We start from the raw sequence: 16,372 nt of genomic DNA, 5'->3' as shown, positions 1-16,372 counted from the left end.
CACCGCTGCTGCCGCCGACGGAAAACGGGGGCTGCGGGCGCATGGTGTAGCTGCGAGGTAAAGTTACCCTTTAATTCCTGCAATTCAGCATAAACTCCCGGCAACTCGCCCAGGTTGGTGCGGACAACGGTATTTACCAGCTGGCGCGGGCCATTTTGCCGACGAGCGGGTTATAGGTGGCTTCCTGTCGGCAATACCCAGGAAGATGCTTTGTCATTATCTGCTGCCTAAAAGGCCCGTACTTGCCCGTATGCTTTCTGAACCCACCTACCTGGCCGCGCGCATGGTAGCGCCCATGATTGAAGCGCACTTTGCCCGGCACCGTGCCGCCGCGCTGCCCGAACACGTTAGCCAACTGGCCCCGGCCCCGGCCGCCAGTTTGGTTGAAGTTATTATCGATGCTGCCTTCTGGGCCAGTCTGCGCCGGGAGGAAGGCCACCCGCCCCGCATTTCGCTGGCCCTGCTGGAACCCGGGCAGGCTGAGCAGCCGGTAGTATTCGGGCAGCGCCGCCGCCTGATGCCCTATAACCTGCTGAAGCTGGCGCCGGCCGTGGAGCAGCCGGGTATTCATCTGGGGGTGTGGTTTGATGAGCAGGGGCTGTACGTGTGGGGCACGGCCACCGGTATTCCGCCGCTGTGCTTTGTGCTGGAAGTGGTGGAGCCCGGCCTGCTGGTAGCCAAACACCGCCGGGCCGATGGGTTTGGCAAATTTGTGAACGTGGCTATTCTGCGGGGCGACCAGCTGCAGCTGGTGGATGCCGAAAACCTGGCTGTTTCCGACTGCTCAGCACTGCAGGCGTTTCTGCCGGGCCGGGGGCTGCCCGCTGCCACCACCGGCGAAACCGACAACGTGCTGGTGGAGCTGGCTGCTGCCATGCGGGCCCACGGCCGGGGCGGGCTGGTGCTGGTGGTGCCACCTGACTCAGCTGGCTGGCAGGCCTCTATTGTGCAGCCCATGACCTACCCCGTGCAGCCCGCTTACACCGGCATTGCCGAGGTGCGGCAGCACGCCCAGGCCAGGTGGCAGTGGCAGGAGGAAATCCAGCGGGCCATTGGGCTGGTGGGCGGCTTTACGGCCGTGGATGGGGCCACCATCATCAACCGCGACTATCACCTGCTGGCCTTCGGGGCCAAAGTAGCCCGGGCCGAAACCAGTGTGCCTGTAGACCGGATGGTGGTAACCGAGCCGGTAGTAGACAGCACGGCCCGCTACTTACATCCGGCTCAGAACGGCGGCACGCGCCACCTAGCCGCCGCCCAGTTCGTGCACGACCAACGCGACTCCCTGGCCCTGGTAGCTTCCCAGGATGGCTTTTTCACCGTCTTCGCCTGGTCGGAAACTCTCCAGATGGTTCACGCCCACCGTATTGATGTGCTGTTGCTGTGAGTGGTTGAATGGGTGGATTGTTAAATAGGTGGACGGTTGGATGGGACTGTCCACCTATTTAACAATTCAACAATCCAGCAATCCACCCGTCCATCCATTTAACCATTTAAACCATTCACTCACCAGCTGCTGCCGGCCCCGCCGCCACCGGAGGAGCCGCCACTGCTGCTGGAACTGGAGCTGCCGGATGACGAGCCGGAACTGCTGGACGAGCTGCCGGAGGAGGTGGAGATGCGGGCAATAGTGTATTTCTGCTTTTCCTCGTGGTTGCAGAAGTAGCAGCGGTGAATGTGCCAGCCCCAGCCTTCCGACGAGGTGGTGGCGGAGTGCATAACCTGGTCGGGCTGGGGTTGCAGGGTGCGGTGGCGGCACTCGGGGCAGGGCAGCACATCGGTGCTGAGGTTTTGGTAGTCGAGCGTGAAGCTATGCTCACATTGGGGGCACTGCCACACGTCGTAGTCCACGGATTGCACGTGCTCCTCGGCCACCTGATGCAGGGCCAGCTTTTCGTCGTCGGCCTGCTCATCGAGGCGGTGCATGGGGGCGGCGCAGGTGGGGCAGGCGTACGGGGCTTCGCGCAGCTCGCGGAGGCGTTGGCGGTAGCGGGGCCAGTAGAACGCCAGCCCCAGCGGCAGCACCCAGGCCGTGAAGCCCAGGTTGTGGTGGGCCTTATCCAGAAAAACGTACTGCTCGTGCCGGGTTTTGGTGGCGTATTCAGTCCGCAACTGCTGGTTGACGCGTCGCAGATACAGCCAAGTGTACAGCAGCGGGAAGCCGTAGCATAACGTCAGCAGCCCTAGCCCCGGCAGCGGCCAGTTGGTGAACACCGCACAGGCCGTGTACAGCGGCACTACTATCAAGCTCAGCCACAACACCCAGCGTGGGGCCGTTACGGTAGGCTTCTGCACGCTCAGGGCAATTGTTACTATCACCCACAGCACCCCCAGTACCCAGGCGGCCACCACCGTCAGCCCGCTCCAGCTGTTATCCACAAATTCCTCCACCACCGCCGGGGCCAGGGCGGTTTCGGGCACCGCCTGCAACGTCTCGGGTACTGCCGTGGCGGAGTCGGAAGCGGTTAGGGCCGCTGAGCCGGTGCTGAGCTGGCGGATGAGGGCGGCCACGCCCTGGCGCACGGCTTCGTCATACCGCTCTTCGCGCAGCAGGGGCACCATGTACTGCTGCTGAATGCGGAAGCAGATCACGTCGGGCAGGTCGGCTTCGAGGCCGTAGCCGGTTTCCATTTCCACCCGCCGCTGGTCGAGCACCAGTAGCAGCAGCAGGCCGTTGTTCCGGTCTTTGTCGCCGATTTTCCAGCGGTTGAACAGGGCCGTGACGGCCGTTTTGGGGACTTCCTCGCCAATGCTGCGCACGGCCACTACGTCAATATGCGCCCGGCCGCTCTGGTCGAGGGCCTGCAGGGTGGCGTTCAGCTCCTGCACCGTGGTGGGGGCCAGCAGGCTGTCGGGGTTGCTGACGTAGGCTTCACCCAGCGTCTTGGGGTCGGGGATGCGGGTGAGGTAGTCGGCGGCGGGCGGGGCCTCGGGGGCTGAGCAGGCGGCCAGCAGCAGCAGGCCGCACGTCAGCCAAAGGAGCAGGAAGCGGAGGGGCATAGGCGTAGACAACTATTCGGTCTGCCGAATGTAGGCCATCAGTAGTCAATGCGCTACTGTCTGACGGTAAGCCAGCCTGTGTACAACTGTCCGTTACTGTGGTGCCGAAGCCGGTAGTAGTAGGTTCCAGGCTCGGCCCCGTTTCCCCAGTCGTTACGGTATTCGGCTGCCTCGTACACTTTGCGGCCCCAACGGTTATAAAGCTCCAGTGAGTACGGGCCGGCCGGCAGCCCCTGCAGAACCCACCGTTCATTGAACAGGTCGCCGTTGGGGGTGATGATGTTGGCGGGCGGGGCACATGCCGTCACAGCAATCCGGCGGCTGACAGTGAGGGGGCCGCAGGGAGTACTGAGCCGGAGGGAGTACAAGCCCGGTAGCCGTACTTCCAGGGTAGGGTTGCGCGAACCATCCGACCACTGGTACTGACTTCCCGCGGGTAGGTTGGCGGGAGCCCGCAGCTGCAGCACCTGATTCTCGCACAGTGTAGTATCGGGTCCCAGGCTGAAACCTGTAAAGTCCGGAGCCGGGCGCACTACTTGCCGGGCCTGATCGGTACAGCCTCCGGCGTAGGTAGCTACTACCGAGTAGGTGCCCGTCTGCGCTACCTCAATACTGGCGGTGGTGGCGCCCGTGCTCCAGCGGTAAGCGGTAGCCCCGGGTGTTTGTGCCGTGAGACGCACCGGTCGTCCCGCGCACAGTACCGAGTCGCCGGTAATCCGGAGGCTGCCTGCCGGCGTGGTAATAGTGATGGTGGCCGTAGCCGTGCACCCCCCCGCGAAGCTGGCTACTATGCTGTAGGTGCCGGGCTGCGTGACGCGCAACGTGGCCGTGGTAGCACCGGTATTCCAGCGCAGTTGCGTAGCCCCCGGCGCGTTGGCCGTCAGGTCCGTCGATGCGCCGGAGCATACCTGCGGCCCACCGTCAATAGTAACTGTGGGTGTGCGAACAATTAAACGTTGGGTTACGGAGCAGGCCACACCGTAAAAAGCCGTTACATGGTAAGTGCCCGGCTGTCGGATGGTGATAGCGCTGGCGCTGTCGCCGGTGCTCCACAGGTAGCTCGTGGCACTAGGGGAAACGGCAGTGAGTCGGGCGGTGGAGCCGGCGCACAACAGCGTGTCGCCGTCAATGCGCAGGTCCGGTACGAAGGGTGCCACCACCTGCTGGTCGGTACTAGTCTGACCGTCCGGAAACGTGGCCGTGACGGTGTAGGTGCCAAGCTGCGTTACCGTGATGGATGGCGTAGTGGCACCGGTGCTCCAGCGGTAAGAGGCGGCAGGCACGCTGGTGGTGGCCGTCAGCAGCAGCGGCTGCGAGCTGCACAGCAGCGAGTCGCCCCGGATTTCGACGCGGGAACGGGTAGGAGGCGAGGCCGCCAGCTTCAGGGCCCAAAAGTCGCTACTGCCCCAGAGGGGAGCGGTGCGTTCCCCGGAAGGACTGCCGTTGGATGTGCCCGCTACGAAGTACGTGCCATCGGGCGCCTGCAGTACCCCCGAGGCCTGGTCACCCTCCGGAGTGCCCAGAGTACGCTCCCACTGTAGGCGGCCCCGGCCGTCGGTTTTCACTACCCAATAATCAAAGAACCCGCGGCTGGGCTGCGACTTCTCAAACGAGGCGGAGCTCGACGATTCACCGGACAGCAGATAGCCGCCATCGGGCGTGAGGGACATGGTGCGCAGGTCGTCCTGGCCGTTGCTGCCGAAGCTGCTGTCCCACTCTTTCTGGCCCAGCGAGTTCAGTTTCACCACCCAGTAATCATCGCCTCCCCGGCAGGGCTGGGACCGGTCGCCGCTGCGGTTGGAGCCGGAAAAGCCGCCCAGCACGTAGCCGCCGTCGGGGGTAGGCAGTACATTGGTCATGATGTCGGTGATGTCGCCGCCGTACGTCCGGTCCCATTGCGGGCGGCCGGTGGCATCCAGTTTCACCACCCAGTAATCCACTGAGCCCCGGATGGCTTCGGACTTGTCGCCGGAAATGCCCGACACCGAAAAACCGCCCACCACGCAGCCACCATCGGGGGTGGGGCTCAGGCAGGTGCTCTCATCGTATCCGGTGCCGCCCAGCGTCCGGTCCCAGAGGGTAGTACCGTTGGCGTTCAGGCGCACCACCCAGTAATCATATTCTCCCCGGCAGGCGCTGGTTTTGTCGCCCGAGATACCGGAATTGGAGAAGCCGCCCAGCAGGAAGCCGCCGTCAGCGGTTTGCTGTACTTCCGACAGATCATCGGTACTGTTGCCCCCCAATGAGCGGGTCCATTGCTGGTTGCCGGCCGCATCCAGCTTGGCAATCCAATAATTAGGCAGGGCAGTGCTGCCGCTGATACCGCCCAGTACGTAGCCACCATCGGCAGTGAGGCGCAGGAGGGTGGGCTGATTACCGGTTCCGAAATTGTGGATTCGTTCCCACGCTTTGTTGCCGTCAGCAGTCAGCTTTACCACCCAGAAGCCCGGTTGCACCAATGTTTTATTGCCGGAAGCCCCCGATGCCGATGGCCCGCTGAGCAGGTAACCGCCGTCGGGCGTACGCAGGGCACCGGTCAGGTGTTCAAAATCGGAACCGCCGAAGGAACGGTCCCACAGAATAGCAGGGGCTTGGGCCGCTGCCCACTGGCACCATAGCCAGCCGGCCAGCAGCAGGCCAGCCTGCCGGATACGGGATAGGGTTGTAAACACGATAAAAAGGTAAAGGTGTCAGCAGATAAAGAAGGAAAGGAAGTTGAATAAACTACACTCTAAGCACTACACAGACTATTCTGGTTCATTGTCCTCGTTGGCGGCGTCCGGGGGCATCAGCTCGGGCATTTCGCGCACCTCGCCGGGCTGCATATCCGTGAGCCAGATGGAGCCCACGCGCACCCGCACCAGGCGCAGGGTGGGGTAGCCGGCAGCGGCCGTCATCTTGCGCACCTGCCGGAATTTGCCCTCCGTCACGATGATGCTCACCCAGCTGGTAGGACCGTGCCGCTCGTCGCGGATTTTTCGGCCCCGGGCCGGGAAGTCGGGGGCCTGCTCCAGGCGGCGCACCCGGGCCGGCAGCGTCTGGTACAGCACGCTGCGGTGCGCAATTTCGAGGCCCTCCTGCAGCTGTCGGATGGCCTCGTCGGTGGGTACGCCGTCAACCTGGGCGTAGTATTCCTTTTCCACGTCCTTGCGGCGGATTCGCTCACTTACCCGGCCGTCGGTGGTGAGTAGCAGCAGGCCCTCACTGTGCTCATCGAGGCGGCCCACGGCCATGGTTTCGGCCGGAAAATCGTGCAAATCACCCAGGAACTTCTTTTTTCGGGCCTCCCGGGCGTTGTTGCTCATGAACTGGCTGAGGTAGCCGAAGGGTTTGTACAGCAGAAAGTGGCGGTGCTCGGTCATAGGCCCGCAAAGGTACGGCGGTAAGCTATCAGCTACAGGCTATCAGCTACAAGCCGCAAGCTTGCGGCTTGTAGCTGATAGCTTGTAGCTGGCTCACAGCAACCCATGTACTTACCGCCCGGCGTTGAGGGCGTAGATGTTGCCCAGTACCCGGTAGAAGTGGCCGTGGGCGGCAGGCTCCAGTTGGTCGGCGAGGTAGCGCTGGCCTTCCCGGCGCAGGTTCTTAGGAAACTGCACGTTCCAGTCGGCGTGGTAGCCGGTGGTTTCCACCTTCACGCGCAGCTTGCCGCTTTCCTTCACGCAGCGCAGCACCACGCCCTGGGCTGCGGCGGGGGCGGCTTCCAGCACGTCGCTCTGCACCACGGCCACGGCTTCGGCGGGGGCCTTTATGCTGCGGGCGGCCTGCACCACGCCCTGCTGTGCCTGGGCAATGGCGGCTTCGCTCACGTCGAGGCAGGCCAGGGAGCCGTCGGTGGTGACGAGGTAGAGGCGCTCCTGGAAGTACTGCATAGAGCAGGCCGAGCCGCAGCCGGTGGCCAGCTTCCAGAGGCGCTGCCCGTTCTCGTCGAAGCAGTACACCGAGGAACTGTTGTCGCCGGCAAACACGTGGCGGCCGCCGGGCGAGGTGGCGCAGGAAAACACGGCGCTGTCGGCCTGAAAGGTTTGCACCGGCTGGCCTTCGCGGGTGAACTTGTGCACTTTGCCCTGGGCCGTGCCGGCGTACACGTGGTCGGCATCAAGCCAGCCGAACAGCACGCCGCCGGTGGGCTGCTGCCACACGCGCGTGCCCTGGTCCCAGCCGTAGTAGCAGCTCACGCCGGCACTGTCGCCATAGAAGATGCGGCCGGCGGCGTCGCAGCGGGCCATCCAGGCCTGGCTGCCGGCGGTTTTCACGGCCCACTGCTCCTCGTCCTCGTAGTTGACGGTGGTGAGGTTGCCGCCCGCGTCGGACACGGCCAGCAGGCCGTTGCGGATGTCGAGCCAGTAGATGTCGATGGCGGGGTTGATTTCGTAGGCCAGGCGCGGGGTTTTGCCGGCTAGGTCGTACACGTTGCCGTCGTCGCAGCCCACGTACACCCAGGAGCCGTCCGACACGATGCACTTCACGCCTTCGCTGAGCTGGTACTGCAACTGCACTTCGGCCTCATGATTGAGCTTGAACACGCGGCCCTCCTGGTTGCCAATCCAGCAGCCCTTCTCATCCACAAAAATCCCGAAAGCAATGGAGTTGGTACGGAAGCGCCACAGCACCGGGGCCGTGTTCTTGGACGTAGACGGCCGGCTTTCGATGACGCGGCGGGTAATGGTGCGCTTCTGGCGCACGCCCTTTACGGCGTCTTCGTAGCCCTTGCGCTTCTTCTCACCCACTTTTTTGAGGGCGAGCTTGGTGGCGGCTTCCTCGGAGGCGCACACCTGGCTGGTGCTGGTGCCGACCGTACCGATGCGCCCGTAGCTGAGCGTGAGCAGGGTGCCATCCACCACGGCTTCGTAGAACTTGTGGGAGCTGCCGGAGGCTTCTTCTTCGGAGAATTCGAGGTAATACGTTTGCATTCAGCGGAAGGAAAGGAAGGATAGAACAGGAGCGGAGCTGCCGGCCGAAGCCGGCCAGATCGTGCGAATATAGAAATCCGGCGGAATTTGTCGACCAGCCGTCGGGCCGGGCGCGGGCCGGCAACGTTGCCGGCAACGTTTGCGCAAATAAACTGTTCAGCGCGACCCTGAATAGCCCCTGTAAATCAGTAGAATACTGCTCTGAACGCGCTTTTGCCGGCGTATCGGCCCGCGGGCCGGGACCGGTTTCTACCCAATTCCCACCCTTCCTGTATGCTACTACCTCTACCCCAGCGTCGGCCGGGGCGTTCCGCGTTGCGGGCCCTGCTGGCCGGCGGCCTGCTGCTGACGGCCGCCGGGCCAGCCCTGGCCCAGCTGCCCACGTTTCCGGGAGCCGAAGGGGCCGGCCGCTTCACCAGCGGCGGCCGGGGCACGGCCACCACGGCCACCACGGTGTTCGAAGTCACCAACCTCAACGACGACCTCAACCCCGGCAGCCTGCGCTATGCCCTCACCCAGCCCGCCACCTACCGCACGGTGGTGTTTCGGGTATCGGGCACCATTCATCTGCTCACGCCTTTGAAGGTGCAGCAGCCCAACACCACCCTGGCGGGCCAGACGGCCCCCGGCGACGGTATCTGCCTGGCCGACCAGCCGTTTTCGGTGGCCGCTGATAACGTGGTGGTTCGCTTTCTGCGCTTCCGGCTGGGCGACAAGTTCCAGAACCTGGGCATGGTGAACGGCAGCGGCGACGGGGACGCCTTCAACGGGGTGGGCCGCCGCAAGCTGATGATTGACCACTGCTCCATGAGCTGGTCGGCGGATGAGGCCTGCTCCCTGTACGCCGGCGACAGTATCACGCTGCAGTGGAACCTCATCAGCGAGCCGCTGGACTATTCCTACCACTTCGAAACCGGCGACACCGACTTCGAGCGCCACGCCTATGGGGGCATCTGGGGCGGGCGGCACGCCTCGTTTCACCATAACCTGCTGGCCCATTGCCGGGGCCGTCTGCCGCGGTTTGATGGCAGCCGCAACCTCTCGCCCAACACGCCCGGCCAGGAAAACGCCGAGTTCGTGAACAACGTGCTCTACAACTGGGCCAGCTACACCACCAACGGGGGCGAGGGCGGCAACTACAACATCATCGGCAACTACTACAAAGCCGGGCCCTCCACAGCCACGGGCTCCTCGGTGGGCGTGCCCGTGCGCTACCAGATCATCAACCCCTACAAGAGCAGCAGCCTGCCCTACGGCCGCTATTACCTGAGCGGAAATTACGTGGAGGGCTCGGCCAGCATCACGGCCCGCAACTGGCGCGGGGCCTCCATGAACGGCGGCACCCAGTCCGATACCGCGCAGGCGCAGGCGGCCGGACCGTTTGCCGGTTTAGTCACGGCCCAGTCCGCCCAGCAGGCTTATGAGGCGGTGCTGACCGGAGCCGGAGCCGTGCTGCCCGCCCGCGACGCCCACGACCAGCGCATTGTGCAGGATGTGCGCAACCGCACCGGCAGCCTCATTGACGTGCAGGGCGGCTTCCCCCACGGCACGCCCTACACCCAGACCACCGGAGCCTGGCCCGTGCTCAGCTCCCAGCCCGCCCCGCCCGACGCCGACCACGACGGTATGCCCGATGCCTGGGAAACGGCCCGGGGACTGAACCCCGCCAACCCCGCCGACCGCAACGTCCGCACTGCCAATGGCTATACCCAGCTCGAGAACTACCTCAACGGCCTCACCAGCGTGGTACTGACCGCGCCGGCCGCCCGGCCGTCGGGCACCGGCCTGCAGCTGTACCCCAACCCGGTGCAGGACGGGCGGCTGCAGGTGGCGCACCCCGCCGCCGGCCCCGGTGCCCGGGTGGTGGTGTACAACGCGTTGGGCCAGCAGGTGGCTGCCGCCGCGGTAGCGCCTAACGCCCGCGAAACTCGCCTGCCGCTGCCGCCCCTGGAATCCGGCACTTACCTGCTCCGCTTCCTCGACGGCTCCCGGCAGCTGCTCACCCGCTTCGCGCAGGAGTAGCTGCCCGCTTTCCGCTCTGCTTTCCACCAACCAAATTCCCCCATTCCGTATGCCCAACACCTCTACCTATCGGTACTGGCTGGTCACCAGCTGGCTTTTGCTGCTGACCACGCTGTTCAGCGCCCGCGCCCAGACCACCACCTACAATGCCGTGGTGGCCCAGGATGGCAGCGGCAACTTCCGCACGGTGCAGGCCGCCATCAACGCCGCCCCGGATAACGGCACCACGCTCTACACCATCTTCATCAAGAAGGGCCGCTACCGAGAGAAAATTACGGTGCCCGCCACCAAGCCGTTTCTGCAGCTGGTGGGCGAAAATGTGGCCAACACCGTGCTGACCTACAACGACGGGGCCAGCACGCCGCTGCCCGGGGGCGGCACCATTGGCACCCAGAACTCGGCCAGCTTCACGGTGAATGCCAACGACTTCAGCGCCCTCAACCTCACGTTTGAGAATTCCTACGGCGACGGGACCCAGGCCGTGGCCGTGCTGGTGAATGCCGACCGCGCCGCCTTCCGCAACTGCCGCTTCCTGGGTAACCAGGATACACTCTACACCAAAGGCAACGGCACACCCCGCCACTACTTCCGCGACTGTTACGTGGATGGCAACGTGGATTTCATCTTCGGCAGCTCCATTGGCGTATTTGAAAACTGCGTGGTGTACGCCAAGTCGCGCACCACGGCGGGCAGCTCGTTTATCACGGCCGCCAACACCCCGGCGGGGCAGGCGGCGGGCTATGTGTTCCGCAAAACCCGCTTCCCGGCCAACACCGGGGCCACGCAGTATGCCCTGGGCCGGCCCTGGCAAAACTCCACCGGCAGCAGCCCCCTGGCCAACAACAAAACGGTGCTCATCAACAGCCGCCTCAGCGCCAGCATCCGGCCCGAGGGCTGGGTAACCTGGGATGCGGGCACCGATGTGAGCCTGATTACCTATGGCGAGTTCCGCAGCCGCTACTTCGGGGGGCAGCTGGTGCCCGTGGCCCAGCGCGTGGCCTGGTCGAAGCAGCTGGCCGTGGCCGATACCGCGGCCTACCTCACCAGCACCCTGTTCGGCACTTGGAACCCGGCTGCCATTGCCGGCTTCGGCACGGCTACCGCCCCGCCCGATATTGCCGTGGCCAATCTGAAAGCCGAGAAGGGAGCCACCACGTCCACTATCAGCTGGAACACCAGCTGGCCCCAGGCCCAGATTACCTACGAACTGTTCCGCTCGGTGAACCGCGCCGCCGCCACCAAAGTGGGCGAGCTGACGGCCGCCACCGACACTACCGTGAACTTCCAGCTTACGGATGCCGTGCCGCCCTCGGGCAGCGCGTATTACTACTTTGTGCGGGCTGCCAAAACCGGCCAGACCCCGCACGTTACCGATTCGGTGCTAGTATCGAGCGTGCCTGCGCTGACTGTAACGGGCAGCCTGGGTGCGTTTACGCAGTACGCGGGCGGGCCCTCGGCGGCGCAGTCGTACACGGTGGCGGGCGAGAACCTGACCGCGCCGGTGCTTATCACGCCCCCGGCCGGCTACGAGGTATCGGCCAACGGCACCACCTGGAGCACCAGCGCCAACTCCCTGAGCCTGGCCCCCACGGCGGGCGTACTGGCCGCCACGACGGTCAGCGTGCGGCTGAACGCGGCGGCGGTGGGCAGCTACGCGGGCAGCATCAGCCACACCAGCACCGGGGCGGTGGCCGTTACGGCGGCCGTTACCGGCACCGCCACCAACCAGCAGCAGGTAGTATCGGTAGTGCTGCAGCAGTGGCCCCTCACGGTTTCAGCAGCCGATGACGCCGCCGTGCGTAGCGCGGCCGTTACGGCCAGCACGCCCACGCTCAAGCGGCTGTTCGTGTCCAACGGTACCACCGTGGCCACGGTGCCGGCGTACTCGGCAGCCTTTGGGCAGGCGCTGGGCGTCACAAGCAACGGCGACGGTTCCTGGGGCACGGCTTCGGGCGGACCGGGCGGCACGCCCAGCCGCCGCTTCTACGAGCAGTTTACCGTGACGGCCGCCGCTGGCCAGGCCGTGCGCCTCGATTCGCTGCTGCTCACGGCGGGCTTCTACAACACCTCCAGCAACACCAAACTGGCCGTGGTGTACTCGCGCAGCAACTTCACCGCCGATTCCACCGACGTAACCGGCGGCACCGGACCGGGCGGCGCGCTGGCGGCTTCCGCCAACGGTGCCTTCGCCACGCCCATTGCGTTGGCTAACCAGATCAACGGCCTCACCAACCGCTACCGGCTGGCTCTGAACGGCGGCACCGGTATCAACCTCACGGCCGGCCAGACGCTCACGGTGCGCCTGTACTTCAGCTGCGGCAGCTCCAGCCCCGGCCGCTACGCGCTGCTCCAGAACGTAGTTGTGAAAGGCAACCGCACCACCACTACCGGCACCCTGGCGGCCCGGCAGCTGGCGCTGGCCGCCTTTCCTAACCCCACTACCGGCCAGCTCACGCTCAGCCACCCGGCCGCTCCGACCGGGGCCACGGTTTCCGTATTCGCCTTCGATGGCCGCCTGGTAGCCCGGTTCCAGAGCAGGCCCGGCACTACGGCTACTCCGCTGAATGTGGCCGAGCTGGCAGCGGGCCACTACCTGGTGCGCTATGCCTCCGGCACCGGGCACCGTACGGCGGTTATCGTGAAGGAGTAATATTATCAACCCCACCCTACCAAAACGGCCCCGCAACCTGTGTTGCGGGGCCGTTTTGGTAGGGTGGGGTTGATTGAGTGGCCGGTTTTAGCGGTTTACGCGGGGCTTGCCCCGATAATGCACGTCGCTGGAGCCGGAGGTGTGGCTTTGCAGCTCCTCCGCTACGGCTACGTAGGCATCGGAAGCGCCGCTGGCGTGTACGTCGGCGGAACGGCTTTGCAGGTCGTAGCCTTTGTAGTCGCTGCTGCCGCTGAGGTGGATTTTCTGGCGGTCGGCGCGGCCGGTCAGGCGCAGGTCGCTGGCCCCGGAGGCTGAGGCGGTGAGGATTTTTACGTTCAGGTTCAGCGTCACGTCGGAAGCCCCGCTGGCCTGAATGGTGAAACTGTCGGCGATAAAGGGCGTGGTGCTTTTAACGTCGGACGCCCCGCTGACCGTGATGGCCGTGAGTCGGGGGCAGGTGATGTACACGGTGACTTTCTTGTTGGACAGCATCGACAGCAGGCCCTGCTCGCGGAATAGCACCAGGGTATTGCCCTGCACCTCGGTTTTCACGCTGGCCAATACGTCGGAATCGGCATCCACCTTCACGCTGGTGGCGCTGCCCTGGGTGAGCACCACATCAATGGCGCCGCTGGCTTTCACCTGCTCGAAGCCGCTCACGGAGCGGGTTTGCTGGGCGGCGGCGGTCAGGGTGGTAGCGCCGCTGAGCAAAGCTGTGGCGGCGAGAGAGGCGAGGAAAAAGTTCGTTTTCATCTGATCAGGGAAAAGCGTGGAAGATGGAGCATCGGCTGATAGTGAGGTAGATGGCCAACCGGCCCGAACCGTTGCCCGGCGGGGTGGCTTTTTCTGCAGACGGGCCGCAACCCGTGTTCAAGCCCCACCGTATCAGCCCCAACTATAGCGGCGGCTCTATATCTGGGCGGCTGCTTGTCATTTACTTCCCCTTACATGAATAAGTCTCTGCTTTTCCTTTCGGCTGCCGCCACGCTGGCGGTAGCTTCCTGCAACCAGGACAAACCCGCCGCCGTGGACGCGGCCACTACGCCCTCGGCCGACACGGCCGTGGTAGTGAATGACGGGGCCATGACCACCGATACGGCGGCTTACCGCACCGAAGCCGACCGCCTGGCCTCCCGCATTGCCGACGACCTGAAGCTGACGGATACCGTGGTAGTAACGCAGGTGACCAACACCTACTACACCCGGGGCCGCCGCCTCAATGAGGTAAATACCCGCTACACTACCGATACCACCGGCCGCTACGCCGCCCTACGCCAGGTGAACGATGAAACCGATCAGCAGGTAAAAACCTACGTAACGGAGCCGCAGTACAACACCTACGCCTCCAACCGGGGCAGCTACTACGAGGGCACGCCGTACACCACCACAGTAGTTACGACCCGCGAAACCACCACGCCCGCCCGTCGTAGCGGCCCCAGCATCGTGAAGTACGATAAAAAGGCCAATGGCGAAACCAAAATCGTGTATTCCAACGGCAAAACCGTGAAAGTCGACAAGGATGGCGACACGAAAGTGGAGTATAGAAACGGCACCAAAGTAAAGCGCGACGCCGACGACGGACAGGTGAAAGTGAAGAACTAACCTGCCGGCACCCGCCCCGCACAAAACGGCCCCCGTTCGGAATTTTCCGGGCGGGGGCCGTTTGGCGTACGATGTAGTCAGGCGTTACTCGCGGGTGAACAGGATATTGTTGGCTCCCTGGTGTAGCGTGAAGGTGTGCGCCGTCGGGTCGAAATCCATGGTGAGGCCGGCGGCGGCGTAGGTGAACTGCGTTTTGGAAACCGGCGTGAGCGGGAAAGCACTCTGGCCCGTGGCCTGCGCCATAAGCGTGGTACCCGAAGCCGTAACGGTGATTTTGAGCGGCATCTGGGTACTGGCGTACGTGCCAAAGTAGGTGCTCAGCTCGGCTTCCGTAAGCGTGGGCGCATTGAAGTTGGGCAGCCGGTAGGGTTTATTGAAGTAGATGGCCAGAGCGCCAAGCATCAGGTCATTGACCGTATAGCCGCTGCTGATGCCGTTGCCGCAATACGCCACGGTCAGCTTATCGGTAGGGAAGTACGTGAGGGCCGAGCGGTACCCATCAATGACGCCGAAATGGCCATAGCCCTGTTTGTCGCTGAACGGAATGGGCATGAGGCCCGCGCCGTAGTTGTCCTGCATGGTCTGCATCTGTAGCAGGGTAGCCGGCTTCACCAGCTTGCCCGCAAACAGGCCCTCTATGAAGCGCGTCAGGTCGGTCGGAGTGGAGGTGATGGCACCCGCGCCACCGGGCACACTCATGTCGGTTTCCGGCTGGATGCTCCAGGTTTTGCCATCCCAGTTGAACGAAGCCGCTTCGTGCTTCCGGGCGTCGAGGCGGCCGCCGTAGTACGTTTCTTTCAGGCCTAGCTTACCCGTAATGCGCTTTTGCAGCGCCTGGGCGTAAGGTTGTTTCGTGAGCTTTTCTACCAGATAGCCCAGCACCAGATAGTTGGAATTGTTGTAATCATACTTCGCGCCCGGCTCGAAATCCACGGGCCGCGCTTGGATGATGGCCAGCAGCTCTGCCTGGGTTTTGGTCTGGCTCATGAACTGCCCGTAAGCCGGGTCCCGCGTAAAATCGCCCAGACCGCTGCGGTGGTGCAGCAGCTGATCCACGGTGATTTTGCCGGCGTTGGGTAGCGTCGGAAACCAGGTAGCAATGGGCGCGTCCAGCTTCAGCTTGCCTTCTTCCACCAGTTGCATGATTAGGGTAGCCGTGAACAGCTTGGTCACGCTGCCAATGCGGTAGCGCGTGGCCGTGGTAGCCGGTACGCCCGGCTGCTCCTGCCCGATAGCGCGGCGGTACACTACCTTGCCATTCTGGGTGAGCTGAAAGGTGCCGGCCAGCTTGTGGTTGGCATCCAGGGCCGTGAGCAGGCTGTCGAGCCGGGGCTGATTGAAGGCAGTGGGGGCCGTTTGGGCCAGGGAAGTGCCGGCCCATAGCAGCGGCAGCACAAGCAGGGAAAGGGATTTGCGGAACATACAGCGAGGGAATAAGGAGGACAGAGAAAAATAGCAGCAGCAAAAGAAGTTATTTCCGGAAATAGGCCAGCAGCTCACTGCGGTAGGAGTTGCCGATGGGAATGAGCGTGTTATCCAGCAGCAGCACGTTATCGGGCTGCAGCATCCGGATGTGGGCCGCCGCCACGATAAACGAGCGGTGTACCCGCAGAAAAGCCGCGCCCAGCACTTCCACCATATCCTTCATGGTCTGGTGCAGCAGATAGGTTTTGGTAGCCGTTGTGATTTTCACGTAGTCCTTGCAGCCCTCCACGTACACTATGTCGCGGTGCGGGACTTTCAGCAAGCCTTGGCGCTCTTTTACCAGCAGGTATTTCTCGGTAGTAGCATCGGCAGGCGGCACGGGCTGGGTGGCGGGCAGGCGGGCCACGGCTTTCATAAACCGCTCGTAGCTGAAAGGCTTGAGCAGATAGTCCAGCACGTCCAGCTCGTAGCCCTCGTAGGCATACTCGCGGTAGGCGGTGGTCAGCACGGTTTTGGGCGGATGCGTGAGACTCTTGAGGAAGTTCAGGCCCGTCACCAGCGGCATCTCAATATCCAGAAACAGCAGGTCTACGGGGTGCTGTGCCAGGTGCTCGTAGGCCTCCATGGCGTTGCGGCACTTGCCCGTGAGCGTGAGGCCCGGCGTCTGGCCGATGAACTGCGTGAGCACCTGATGAGCAAGCGGCTCATCATCCACAATAAGGCAACGAACGGGGGCAGAGGTAGTGGTCATAGCAATGAA

11 protein-coding genes are annotated in these 16,372 nt (G+C 63.8%); 4 read left to right on the top strand and 7 right to left on the bottom strand.

Features of this window, described 5'->3' with window-relative positions:
• Nucleotides 1-250 precede the first annotated feature (250 nt).
• Nucleotides 251-1,387: a putative sensor domain DACNV-containing protein gene (locus HSW_RS20115; RefSeq protein ID WP_044003503.1), complete on the top strand. Its 1,137-nt coding sequence runs from the start codon at nt 251-253 to the stop codon at nt 1,385-1,387.
• 119 nt (nt 1,388-1,506) lie between these two features.
• On the opposite strand, the gene HSW_RS23195 is transcribed toward HSW_RS20115, so the two are convergent.
• The 4 genes from HSW_RS23195 to HSW_RS20095 all read right to left on the bottom strand — a co-directional run bounded on the left by HSW_RS23195 (nt 1,507) and on the right by HSW_RS20095 (nt 7,913).
• On the bottom strand, nt 1,507-3,000 hold the full coding sequence (locus tag HSW_RS23195; protein WP_052346674.1) for a TPM domain-containing protein: 1,494 nt from the start codon (nt 2,998-3,000) through the stop codon (nt 1,507-1,509).
• 53 nt (nt 3,001-3,053) lie between these two features.
• Complete coding sequence (locus HSW_RS20105; protein ID WP_044003501.1) at nt 3,054-5,672, bottom strand: T9SS type B sorting domain-containing protein; 2,619 nt, start codon at nt 5,670-5,672, stop codon at nt 3,054-3,056.
• A gap of 75 nt (nt 5,673-5,747) precedes the next feature.
• Nucleotides 5,748-6,362: a pseudouridine synthase gene (locus HSW_RS20100; protein ID WP_052346673.1), complete on the bottom strand. Its 615-nt coding sequence runs from the start codon at nt 6,360-6,362 to the stop codon at nt 5,748-5,750.
• A 111-nt stretch (nt 6,363-6,473) separates the two neighbouring features.
• Nucleotides 6,474-7,913, bottom strand: coding sequence for a WGR domain-containing protein (locus tag HSW_RS20095; protein ID WP_044003498.1), 1,440 nt, complete (start codon nt 7,911-7,913; stop codon nt 6,474-6,476).
• 273 nt (nt 7,914-8,186) lie between these two features.
• Here HSW_RS20095 and HSW_RS20090 point away from each other — a divergent pair, with 273 nt between their 5' ends.
• Nucleotides 8,187-9,935, top strand: coding sequence for a T9SS type A sorting domain-containing protein (locus HSW_RS20090; RefSeq protein WP_155833077.1), 1,749 nt, complete (start codon nt 8,187-8,189; stop codon nt 9,933-9,935).
• Nucleotides 9,936-9,984: 49 nt separating this feature from the next.
• Nucleotides 9,985-12,585: a pectinesterase family protein gene (locus tag HSW_RS23190; protein WP_052346672.1), complete on the top strand. Its 2,601-nt coding sequence runs from the start codon at nt 9,985-9,987 to the stop codon at nt 12,583-12,585.
• Between the two features lie 87 nt (nt 12,586-12,672).
• Here HSW_RS23190 and HSW_RS20080 read toward each other — a convergent pair whose 3' ends face one another.
• Nucleotides 12,673-13,338, bottom strand: a complete 666-nt coding sequence (locus HSW_RS20080; RefSeq protein WP_052346671.1) for a head GIN domain-containing protein — start codon at nt 13,336-13,338, stop codon at nt 12,673-12,675.
• A gap of 195 nt (nt 13,339-13,533) precedes the next feature.
• Here HSW_RS20080 and HSW_RS20075 point away from each other — a divergent pair, with 195 nt between their 5' ends.
• Nucleotides 13,534-14,187 carry a T-complex 10 C-terminal domain-containing protein gene (locus tag HSW_RS20075; RefSeq protein WP_044003496.1) on the top strand — a complete coding sequence of 218 codons (654 nt, stop codon included), beginning with the start codon at nt 13,534-13,536 and terminating at the stop codon, nt 14,185-14,187.
• Nucleotides 14,188-14,271: 84 nt separating this feature from the next.
• Here the strand turns inward: HSW_RS20075 and HSW_RS20070 are convergent, their stop codons facing one another.
• Together HSW_RS20070 and HSW_RS20065 are read right to left on the bottom strand one after the other, a co-directional pair.
• The gene (locus HSW_RS20070; RefSeq protein WP_044003494.1) at nt 14,272-15,609 is read right to left on the bottom strand and encodes a serine hydrolase domain-containing protein; all 1,338 of its coding nucleotides are present in this window, start codon (nt 15,607-15,609) and stop codon (nt 14,272-14,274) included.
• Between the two features lie 49 nt (nt 15,610-15,658).
• Nucleotides 15,659-16,363: a LytR/AlgR family response regulator transcription factor gene (locus HSW_RS20065; RefSeq protein ID WP_044003492.1), complete on the bottom strand. Its 705-nt coding sequence runs from the start codon at nt 16,361-16,363 to the stop codon at nt 15,659-15,661.
• Nucleotides 16,364-16,372: the final 9 nt, after the last annotated feature.

The organism is Hymenobacter swuensis DY53, from assembly GCF_000576555.1.
Classification (GTDB): Bacteria; Bacteroidota; Bacteroidia; order Cytophagales; family Hymenobacteraceae; genus Hymenobacter; species Hymenobacter swuensis.
This window is presented reverse-complemented; position numbering and strand designations above follow the sequence as displayed.

Excerpts from the sequence above, each read along its gene's own strand:
- HSW_RS20095 (WP_044003498.1), bottom strand. The coding sequence starts at position 7,913 with ATGCAAACGTATTACCTCGAATTCTCCGAAGAAGAAGCCTCCGGCAGC.
- HSW_RS20100 (WP_052346673.1), bottom strand. The coding sequence starts at position 6,362 with ATGACCGAGCACCGCCACTTTCTGCTGTACAAACCCTTCGGCTACCTC.
- HSW_RS20090 (WP_155833077.1), top strand. The coding sequence starts at position 8,187 with ATGCTACTACCTCTACCCCAGCGTCGGCCGGGGCGTTCCGCGTTGCGG.
- HSW_RS20065 (WP_044003492.1), bottom strand. The coding sequence starts at position 16,363 with ATGACCACTACCTCTGCCCCCGTTCGTTGCCTTATTGTGGATGATGAG.
- HSW_RS20115 (WP_044003503.1), top strand. The coding sequence starts at position 251 with ATGCTTTCTGAACCCACCTACCTGGCCGCGCGCATGGTAGCGCCCATG.
- HSW_RS23195 (WP_052346674.1), bottom strand. The coding sequence starts at position 3,000 with ATGCCCCTCCGCTTCCTGCTCCTTTGGCTGACGTGCGGCCTGCTGCTG.
- HSW_RS20070 (WP_044003494.1), bottom strand. The coding sequence starts at position 15,609 with ATGTTCCGCAAATCCCTTTCCCTGCTTGTGCTGCCGCTGCTATGGGCC.
- HSW_RS23190 (WP_052346672.1), top strand. The coding sequence starts at position 9,985 with ATGCCCAACACCTCTACCTATCGGTACTGGCTGGTCACCAGCTGGCTT.
- HSW_RS20075 (WP_044003496.1), top strand. The coding sequence starts at position 13,534 with ATGAATAAGTCTCTGCTTTTCCTTTCGGCTGCCGCCACGCTGGCGGTA.
- HSW_RS20080 (WP_052346671.1), bottom strand. The coding sequence starts at position 13,338 with ATGAAAACGAACTTTTTCCTCGCCTCTCTCGCCGCCACAGCTTTGCTC.